Source organism: Micromonospora radicis (assembly GCF_003583405.1).
GTDB lineage: Bacteria > Actinomycetota > Actinomycetes > Mycobacteriales > Micromonosporaceae > Micromonospora > Micromonospora radicis.
The window spans coordinates 217,564-224,563 of record NZ_QXEC01000007.1; the positions used below are offsets into that span (position 1 = coordinate 217,564).

4 protein-coding genes are annotated in these 7,000 nt (G+C 70.7%); 3 read left to right on the plus strand and 1 reads right to left on the minus strand.

Going from position 1 to position 7,000, the window contains the following annotated elements; translation table 11 throughout:
* Position 1: 1 nt before the first annotated feature.
* Positions 2-1,198 (minus strand): LLM class flavin-dependent oxidoreductase, encoded by a 1,197-nt coding sequence (locus tag D2L64_RS10285; RefSeq protein ID WP_119574760.1) that lies wholly within the window; start codon positions 1,196-1,198, stop codon positions 2-4.
* Positions 1,199-1,397: 199 nt separating this feature from the next.
* On the opposite strand from D2L64_RS10285, the gene D2L64_RS10290 reads away from it, so the two are divergent.
* The 3 genes from D2L64_RS10290 (at position 1,398) to D2L64_RS10300 (ending at position 6,584) form a co-directional block, all read left to right on the plus strand.
* Complete coding sequence (locus D2L64_RS10290; protein WP_119574763.1) at positions 1,398-2,492, plus strand: zinc-dependent alcohol dehydrogenase; 1,095 nt, start codon at positions 1,398-1,400, stop codon at positions 2,490-2,492.
* Positions 2,493-2,544: 52 nt separating this feature from the next.
* Positions 2,545-3,072 carry a hypothetical protein gene (locus D2L64_RS10295; RefSeq protein ID WP_199714488.1) on the plus strand — a complete coding sequence of 176 codons (528 nt, stop codon included), beginning with the start codon at positions 2,545-2,547 and terminating at the stop codon, positions 3,070-3,072.
* Positions 3,073-3,293: 221 nt separating this feature from the next.
* The gene (locus D2L64_RS10300) at positions 3,294-6,584 is read left to right on the plus strand and encodes a S8 family serine peptidase (RefSeq protein WP_407663077.1); all 3,291 of its coding nucleotides are present in this window, start codon (positions 3,294-3,296) and stop codon (positions 6,582-6,584) included.
* Positions 6,585-7,000: the final 416 nt, after the last annotated feature.

Below are 7,000 nucleotides of genomic sequence, written 5' to 3' on the forward strand. Positions count from 1 at the left end.
GTCAGCCCGTGGCCGATCCGGGCGTGGGTGAGGCCGCACGCTCGATCTCGAACTGCATCCGGGCCTTCTCGCGCGCGGCGAGCACCGACGGCGTGAGATCGGGCCGCCGCAGCACCGCCCACTCCTCAGCCTCGATCAGGGATTGGCTGCCCGGGCTGAAGTGCGGCATGACCTCGCTGGCGAACAACTCGTACGAGCGGCGGGTGTTCTCCACCGAGGCCCAGTCGTTGGCCCAGATGAGGTAGGTGCCGAAGCCGCCGGTCTGCTCCTGGAGCCGTTCCAGTTGGGCGATGGCCTGCTCAGGGGTGCCGATCACGGCGAAGCCGGTGTCGACGAGGGTCTTGGCCCAGGAGCCGTCGACCTTCCCGCTCGGCGGGAGGATGGGCAGGGTACTGACGGTTCCGGCGTAGTAGCACCACTCGTCGAGGCCCTTCTCGACGTCTTTGAGTGCCTGCTCCTCGGTTTCGGCCAGGTACATCGGTCCGACCATCCGCCAGGCCCCACGGTCCACGGTGGTGCCATAGCGCTGCGACTGTTCCTCCATGATGCTCCAGTGCTCGGCGAGCACGTTGAAACCGGCGCGCTGGGTGGCGTTCATGGACAGCAGGGATGCGCCGAGCCGGCCGGCCAACCGGGGCCCGTTGGGCGAGATGGTCGCCGCGACGGCGATTTCGAGACCACCGGGTTGGTACGGCATCAGCTGCAACGCCGCCCGATCCAACTGGAACCAGTTGGTGTTGATGGAGACCCGGTCCCCCTTGAGGAGGGCCATGATCGCGTCGAGTGACTGTTCCATGCGTGGCCGGGTCTCGACGGTGTCGATACCGATCGCCTCGGCGTCGTACGGCAACGCTCCGGGCCCCACCCCCAGCACCGCCCGCCCCCGGCTGAGGTGGTCCAGCAGGACAAACCGATCGGCCACGTTGAGCGGATGGTGGTACGGAAGCGACACCACGCCGGCACCGAGGCGAATGCGGTGGGTACGCGCCGCCGCGTAGGCGAGAAACACCTCGGGCGAGGCGATGTACTCCCACCCCGTCGAGTGGTGCTCGCCGACCCACGCCTCGTCGAACCCGAGCCGTTCGAGCAGTTCAACCAACTCGACATCCCGCTGCAGGGCGAGGGTGGGATTGACCTTGTTCGAATGGATAGGCGAGATGAACGCGCCGAACTTGAGTCCCCTGCCTGGTCGCGTCAACGTGACTCCCTCAACTCGGTGCCGTCGCTTTCACTGGTGGGGACATGCTTGGCGCCGGTCGAGAGTTGGGCCAAGAAACCCGACTCACTCAGTGGTACGGCCACCGGAGCCGGCATCCGATTCCGGTCACCGGAACGTTCGCGTTGCGGGCCGCCTGAACGACGACCGATGATCCGGACCCGTCTCCAGGAGGTATCGGATGACTCTGCCGGCTGAGAGCCGCACGGCAGTCCTGCGTGCACCCCGCGCGATCACCATCGAACGGATGCCGCTGCGCCGTCCCGCCGACGACGAGGCGCTCGTACGGGTGGATGCCTGCGGCGTCTGCGGCAGCGACGTCTCCATCTACACCGGCGAACGGGACGAACAGCTCTATCCGGTCGTCATGGGGCACGAGATCGCCGCGACCGTGGTCGCCATCGGCGCCGCGGCCGCTTCCCGGCGGCGCCTACGCCCCGGTGACCGGATCCTGCTCGAAGAACTCATCCCCTGCCACAGCTGTGGGCACTGCCTGGCCGGCGCCCACCGCAGATGCCCGTACGGCACCAGATACGGGGCCAACACGCTGCGGCCCGGGGCCGATCCCCTCGGTGGGTTCGCCGAGTACCTGACGGTGCCGGCGCACGCCCTGCACCACCCGCTCCCCGAGGGTGTTGCCGCCGACACCGCGACCCTGGCCATCCCGCTGTCCAACGGACTGTCCTGGATCCGCGACGCCGGTGCACTTCGGCCGGGCGACACCGTGGTGATCCAGGGCCCCGGTCAGAGCGGGCTCGCCTGCGTCGTGGCCGCCCGGCTGCTCGGCGCCGGCACGGTGATCGTCTCCGGAACCGCCCGCGACGGGGCACGGTTGGAGGCCGCCCGCCGCCTCGGCGCCGACCGCGTGGTCCAGGTCGACGACGAGGATCTGACCGACGTCGTCAACGCGATGACCGCCGGGGCCGGGGCCGACGTGGTGGTCGACGCGGTCCCGCTGGCCACGACGACCCTCCCGACCGCGATCAGGTGCGCCGCCCTCGGTGGCCGGATCGTGGTGGCGGGCGCCAAACGGGGCCGGCTGACCGACGCCGTGCCGACGGACTTGCTGTACCAGCGGGAGGTGACGGTGCGGGGAGTGGCCGCCCGACAGTCCTGGGCCCTCACCAGCGCGCTACAGATCCTGGCCACCGACGCCGTGGATCTGCGGGCGTTGTCCGGAGAGTCGTTCGACCTGGACAGCGTCGACCGGGCGCTGAGCCGGATGGCCGATGGCGGCACGGACCGTCCCGCCCACGTCACTGTCGTTCCCTCCTGAGGCGGGGTGCCGGACGGCACTGTCCGGCCCAGTCCGCGAGAGGCTCGCAGCGGTGGCCAGCGCGTCAGATCGGCGTGGCGAGGGTGGCGTCGGTGCCGCCCCGGCTCACGTCGACGACCGACGCTTCTCGCGGCGTCCGCTTCTGCCACCCACTGGCCCGCTCCGCGGTCTACCCGGCGGCATCCGGTCGGAACTGCAACAGGCGCACCGGGCACTGGCCGAGGCGACCAGCGCCGACACCGATCCGGACCGGCGAGCCTGGCACCGCGCCCAGGCCAGCGCCGGCCCCGACGACGGTGCCGCCGCCGAACTCGTACGATCGGCCGCCCGCGCTCAGTCGCGCGGCGGTGTGGTGGCCGCGGCGGCCTTCCTGGAACGGGCGGCCGAGCTTTCCCAGGATCCCGCCGGACGGGTCGAACGCACGCTCGCGGCGGCGCGGGCCGCCCTCGTGGCAGGCCGCCCCGACCGGGCCGCCCCGCTGGTCCGGGCCGGGCCAGCGGCGTGCTGGATCTGGTGCTGGCCGCGGTGCGGTCGGCACCGGTGTCCGCGTCGCGTCCGCCGGACGTTCTGGATGCGTTGAGCCTGCTCGCGCAGACCGCCTCGTACGGCGCGCTCACCGCCGACCTCGGCCTGGCGATGGTGTCGATCGCCGAGGAGGGGTCGACGCCGTTGACCTCTCGACTTGTGTCTACATACTCAGTATGCAACTCTTTCGGCTGTCGATGGGCCTCTCATCGACGAAGACGCTTCCGAGGGAGGAATCAGTTGCGTCGAGGTAGAAGAATCGCTGGCTTCGGGCTGGTGATGGGCCTGGTACTCGGGGTACCGGGCACTGCTACGGCCACCCCGTACCGGCCGGAGCCACCACGGCTCCCCCACCTAAGCCCCGGTCAACCGGTGTCCACCGGCCAGGCGACCGTCACCCTGATCACCGGGGACCGGGTCACCGTCCGCGCCGCGGGCGGGGCGAGCGTCCGTCCCGGCGAGGGCCGGTCGGGCATGCGCTTCGTGACGCAGCGGCAGGGGGACAAGCTGCTGGTGATCCCGCAGGATGCCCTGCCGCTGGTGCGCGATGGCCGGGTCGACCCCCGGCTCTTCGACGTGCAGGGGCTGATCGCCGCCGGCTACGACGACGCCACACGGGCGAACATCCCGCTGATCCTCACCTACGGCAACGGCGCGGCGCGGCGTACGGCAGCGCCGGCCGGAGTGACCGTGACCCGCGACCTGGCCGCTGTCGGTGCTGTCGCGGCCACCGCCGACAAGCGACAGCCTGGCCAGTTCTGGGGCACGGTCACCGGCGGCGGGTCGGCCGCCCGGGCGGCGACCGGCGGCGTCGAGCGGGTCTGGCTGGACGGCAAACGGAAGGTACGTCTGGAACACAGCGCCCCGCAGATCGGCGCTCCCGCCGCGCACCAGACCGGACTCACCGGTCAGGGGATTCGGGTGGCGGTGCTGGACACCGGCGTCGACGCCGAACACCCGGATCTGGTCGGGCGCATCGCCGACGCGGTCAACTTCAGCGAGGACGAGGACCCGGGCGACACCGTCGGGCACGGCACCCACGTCGCCTCGACCATCGCCGGCAGCGGCGCCGCCTCCGGAGGCCGTAACCGGGGCGTGGCCCCGGACGCGACCCTCTACTCCGGCAAGGTCTGCGAGGACTACGGCTGCTCCGAATCGGCGATCCTCGCAGGTATGCAGTGGGCCGCCGTCGACAAGCGGGCCCACGTGATCAACATGAGCCTGGGTGGGTACGACGAACCCGGCATCGACCCGCTGGAGGAGGCAGTCGACAGGCTGACCAAGCAGACCGGGGCGCTGTTCGTGGTCGCGGCCGGCAACGACGGCGGGGCCGGCACGGTCAACTCGCCGGCCAGCGCGGACGCGGCACTCGCCGTCGGTGCGGTCGACCGCACCGACAACCTGGCCGACTTCTCCAGCAGGGGCCCGCGAGCCGGTGACGGTGGGCCGAAGCCGGACATCACCGCCCCGGGGGTGGACATCCTCGCCGCCCGCAGCAAGGGCACCTTGTCCGAATACCCCGGTGGAGACGACTACGTCGTGCTCTCCGGTACGTCGATGGCCACGCCGCACGTTGCCGGCGCGGCGGCGCTGCTCGCCCAGCAACACGGCGAGTTGCCGGCGGAACAGCTCAAGGCCCTGCTCATGGCCTCGGCTAAGCCCGATGCGCAGCAGACCGTGTTCGAGGCCGGCGCCGGTCGGGTCGACCTGGCGCGGGCGATCACCCAGCGGGTGGTCAGCGAGCCGGCGAGTGTGTCGTTCGGCCGGGCACTCTGGCCGCACGACGACAACGCGCCGATCACCCGCACGGTGAGTTGGCGCAACACCGGCACCGAGGCGGTCACCCTGGACCTCGCGTGGAACCCCACCGGCCCCGGTGGCGCACCGGCGCCGGCCGGCATGTTCACGGTGAGCACGCCGCGAGTCGTGGTGCCCGCCCAAGGTTCGGTCTCGGTCACCGTCACGGCCGACACCAGCATCAGCAGCCCGAACGGCCATTACAGCGGCCGGCTCGTCGCCAGCTCGGCAGACACCGTGGTGGTCACCCCGCTGGCGGTCGAGAAGGAGGAGGAGAGCTACCCGGTGACGATCCGTCACCTGGGTGCCGACGGTGCCGCGACGGGCGACTACCGCACCGTCCTCAACCAGCTGGACGGCTTCGACGTCGTGTCCGCCTACGACCCTTCGGGTACCGCGCAGCTGCGCCTGCCCAAGGGCCGGTACGGGGTGAACAGCCACCTGTTCGACCCCGAGAACGGGACCGCGACGCTGCTGGTGCAGCCCGAGTTGGTGGTGGATAGTGCCACCACGCTCACCATCGACACGCGACAGGCGCGTCCGGTACGCATGACCGTGCCGCAACGATCTGCGACACCGGGCCTGGTCGATGTCAACGCCAGGTACCTCAGTGACGAGTACGTGCAGATCTGGGGAATCCTTGCCTCCGACTTCACCGGTCTCGCCACCGGCCAACTCGGCCGGCCCGTCGCACCCGAGCGATTCCAGGGCGTGGTGATCAGCCACTGGGCCGACCTCGACACCGACCACAGCAGCTACTTCTACGGCGTGGGCGAGACCTTCCCGGGCCGCATGCCGACCGGCCTTAACAAGCACTACCGCAGTGGCGACCTGGCCAGGGTCGAGCAACAGTTCCCCATCGGTTACCCCGGCACGGAGGCCATCAAGTTCACCTACCCGGAGATCAGGAACTACCAGACCGGTGTGTGGGGCCTCGAACTGCCCACCACGGTCCCCGGCAAGCGCGTCGAGTACTTCAACACCAACAGCGGCAGTTGGCATGGCTTCCTGCTGTTCGGTGTGCCGGCCGAGGAGGGACGGCTTGACTGGGTGGCCGACCTGTCGTCGGACGCGACGACGTACCAGGCCGGCCGGACCTATCAGGACACCTGGAACCGTGGGCCCTACGGGCCCTCGTTCCCCGCACCGCGCACGTCGGACGACGGCATCATCCGGTGGGGCAACTACCTGAGTTTCAGCGTGCCGCTGCACAGCGACGCCGCACGGCACACCGGCGGCACGGTGCTTGACACCGTACGCACGGCGCTCTACCGCAACGGCAAGCTGGTCAGCGAGTATCCGTTCGGCGTGGGGTCGTGGGAGCTGCCCGACGGCAACGCCACCTACCGGATCGAGTCGTCGATGCGGCAGAGCTTCACGAGCCTGAGCACGGAGGTGTCCGCCAGCTGGACCTTCCAGTCGCGGAACGTCGGCAACCGCTACGTCCGGCAGCCCGCCTCGGTGATCAGGTTCACGCCGTCACTCGACGACGGCAACGCCGCCCCGGCCGGCCGCCCCTTCGTCATCCCGATCCAGGTGCAGCGCCAGACCGGCACCGCCGCGGCGAAGACGGTGTCGCTCACCGTCGAGGTCTCCTACGACGGCGGAACGACCTGGCAACAGGCCACGGTAAAGAAGGCCGGCCGGGACTGGAGTGCCACCCTGCAACACCCGAACGGCGCCGGCCACGTGTCGCTTCGCGCCACCGCCAAGGACAGCGCCGGCAACACGGTGACCCAACGGATCACCAAGGCGTACCACCTGAAGTGAACAGCAGTCCAGCACACGAATGTTGAGCAGGGCCCCTTCCCCAACACGAAGCGTTGCGGAAGGGGCCCTGCGGCAGGTCTACGGACGCCAGGCGACTCGGCCCGGGCGAGGCCCACCGTGTACCTGCACTGGCGCAGCCGCGAGCAGGTGTTCTTCGCGGTCGGCGCGCGGGAGGCCGCCGCGATGCTCGGCGCAGTGGTGGCCGCGATGCGCGACGACCCAACGGAGATCGCCCTGCACCGGTACATGCGCCGGTTCTTCCTGGAGGCGATGTCCCGGCCCGTGCTGCGGGCGATCTTCACCCGGGACGCCGAGGTACTGGACAAGCTCCTTCGGCATCGCCCTCCCCCTCCCCCCCCCCCCCCCCCCCCCCCCCCCCCCCCCCCGCCACCCCCGCCGGTCGGCTGCGGCGTACG

What these genes read in the sequence shown, in the direction of transcription:
- D2L64_RS10290 (WP_119574763.1), top strand. Translation starts at nt 1,398, where the DNA reads ATGACTCTGCCGGCTGAGAGCCGCACGGCAGTCCTGCGTGCACCCCGC.